Source organism: Flavobacterium branchiophilum NBRC 15030 = ATCC 35035 (genome assembly GCF_002217205.1).
Taxonomy (GTDB): Bacteria; Bacteroidota; Bacteroidia; order Flavobacteriales; family Flavobacteriaceae; genus Flavobacterium; species Flavobacterium branchiophilum.
Genome location: NZ_MUGT01000127.1, coordinates 1 through 2,838 on the forward strand (window position 1 = coordinate 1; position 2,838 = coordinate 2,838).

At 32.1% G+C, this 2,838-nt stretch carries 1 protein-coding gene and 1 pseudogene; both read left to right on the forward strand.

Annotated features, from left to right (window positions below; translation table 11 throughout):
• Positions 1–225, forward strand: a pseudogene (locus B0A58_RS16660) (IS1595 family transposase); the annotation flags it as partial.
• A 1,310-nt stretch (positions 226–1,535) separates the two neighbouring features.
• Entirely contained in the window at positions 1,536–2,528 is a 993-nt protein-coding gene (gene hemB / locus B0A58_RS12830; RefSeq protein ID WP_014082764.1) for a porphobilinogen synthase, read from the forward strand.
• Positions 2,529–2,838 lie beyond the last annotated feature (310 nt).

The following is a 2,838-nucleotide window of genomic DNA, read 5'->3' on the forward strand; positions in this document are numbered from 1 at the left end:
CCTACGGTAAATTTCAAACAAATTAACAACATCATTCAACAACTAAAATCTGGATTACGAACAATACAAACTCACGTTAGTAAACATCATTTACAAAAATATTTAAACGAATATTTTTATCGATTAAATAGATCAATATATAAAGAAACAATTTTTGATAATCTAATAAAAAGAATGATAAATCACGAATGGGTAGGATGGAAATTAATTGTAGCTCCTAAGTAAGTAACTCGAAAACAAAAAATGATGTTAGATTTATAAAATTATGGTTTAGTGGAGCTTAATGCTCAAGAAGTTCAGGAGACTAAAGGAGTTTTTGGTGGAACAAATATAACAATTGGTTATGATTGTTATGTATTATGCGGACCATTTGGTTTGGGTATCATTTAAATTTTTAATCTTGAAAATAAGTTTAAGGATTTACTTTCGAAGAAACAAATGTAATAATCGGGGATGCTATTGATTCTATTGGTCTTGCTTCACTTGGTATAGCAGCATTATGGTGTTGTTATGAATTGGAGTTGTACCCGCTGCATACGACCAAAGACAAAAAAATAAATAAACAATAAATTAATTTAGTATGACTATGAAAATGGATTTTAACAAAATAATAAAATTATTGCTATTAGGTATATTTGTACTTGTTCTAATGTTCAATCTTGGTAAGCAATGTGCAATTTATGATTTAAAACACAAAGCCACTTCAGAAGTATTTAAATTATAGCGAGTTACGTTTTTTTCATGCGTATCCTATTCAAATGTTTGATTGGAATGGTATTCATTAAAATTATATAAAAAATGGCGATACATATAAATATGTTACATTATTATTACATCAATAAAGTGTTTAAATGGAAACTAACAAAGATTTAATGCTACGAAATTTAAAATATTTTTCGGATTTTTTATTGAGTTTAACAAAGCAAAAAGCAATTAATTTAGAAGTTATAGATGCCCATATACATAAATTTCTCGTAGAAAATTATAACATAACTTCAGATTCCCTTTTAAGAAACCAACAGACGAAATAATTGCAATAATTGAAACCGATAATTACGAAAACATCAAAGGTTTAGCAGATATTTATTTTATCAAATATACTTTAGAAAACAATACAAGCACCAAAAGTGAATTTTCAACACAAATAATTGGGTTGTATGAATCTTATCAAATTAAACTTCGACCTATTCTTTCGACATACAATCTAAAATTAGCATTTTAAAAAACATTTCGAATTAAAATTCATGTACCCACAATAAACACCCTCGTAAACCTGATTACTATAAAAAAATTTATTAGAACAATCAGGCAAATATTTTGAACTTTGGAACAAACAAAGTACAGTTTGAAACTGTTTTTATAGCATGACACCTTTTATCATATAAGAAATCAGGATGTCAATTACATATTTGATTTATAGGCATCAAAAAATTAAAAAAACACCTTGTGATGTCTGGAATAAATTTAATTTTTCAATAAAAAAATCAATTATCTTTACAGCCCATAAAGTAATATTAATTGATACGATAAAAGATATGTTCCCATTGCAAAGAAACCGCCGATTGCGACAAAATGAAGTAATTAGAAGCCTGGTAAGAGAAACTATTTTGTTGCCCACTGATTTTATAGTGCCGCTGTTTGTAGTTGAAGGACAACAGATTAGAGAAGAAATACCATCGATGAGTCAGTATTTTAGACTGAGTTTGGATTACCTGGAACAAGAAGTCAAACTGTTATGGAGTTTGGGTTTACAATCAGTGTTGTTATTTGTAAAAGTGCCCGACCATTTGAAAGACAATGCCGGAAAAGAGGCTTTGAACGCCAATGGTTTGATGCAAAGAGCCATAAAAACAGTAAAAAATGTTTGTCCAGATATGTTGGTTTTTACAGATGTAGCCCTAGACCCGTATTCGATATATGGTCATGATGGTATTGTAGAAAATGGACAAATTGCCAATGATGCCACAGCCCATTTTTTAGCCCAAATGAGTATTTCACACGCCCAAGCGGGTGCCGACATTGTAGCTCCTAGCGACATGATGGACGGCAGAATTGGCACTATAAGACAGGCATTGGAACACGAAGGGTATAGCCATACGGGCATTATGAGTTATAGTGCAAAATATGCTTCGGCACATTATGGGCCATTTAGAGATGCATTAGATAGTGCTCCAGTTGATTTGCAACACATTCCAAAAGACAAAAAAACATATCAAATGGACTATCATAATAGGATAGAAGCCCTACGAGAAACCCAAATGGATATAGCCGAAGGGGCTGATATTGTAATGGTAAAACCTGGAATAGCTTATTTGGACATTGTAAGAGATATAAAAAATGCCGTAAATGTTCCCGTTGCAGTATATCAAGTGTCTGGAGAGTATGCCATGATAAAAGCCGCAGCCGAAAAAGGGTGGCTGGATCATGATGCCGTTATGTTTGAACAAACTACGGCTTTCAAAAGGGCTGGAGCCGATATAATTGCAAGTTATTTTGCCAAAGACATAGCCATGATTTTAAATCAATAATGTTGTTTTTTGAGCTAAATGTTATTATGCACCGTATTTTGCGTTAGGGATAGGAGTGGAAATCCTTTTTTTGGGTGGGTGCGGGCTTTTTCTGCCCGTGCCCGCCCAAAAAAAGATTATTTCACAATATTATATTTCATTTGGAGTTCAATGAACGTTGTTTGCAACGGATAGCCCGACCCTTGTGGTAACGCCCAAAATATAGTAAACGGATTGGTTGTTTGATTTTAGAATTGAGCTTTTTTTTTGAAAAAACAGGTTTATGTAAACCCCATTAATTTGAATAGTAGGCTTATACCAAATATACATA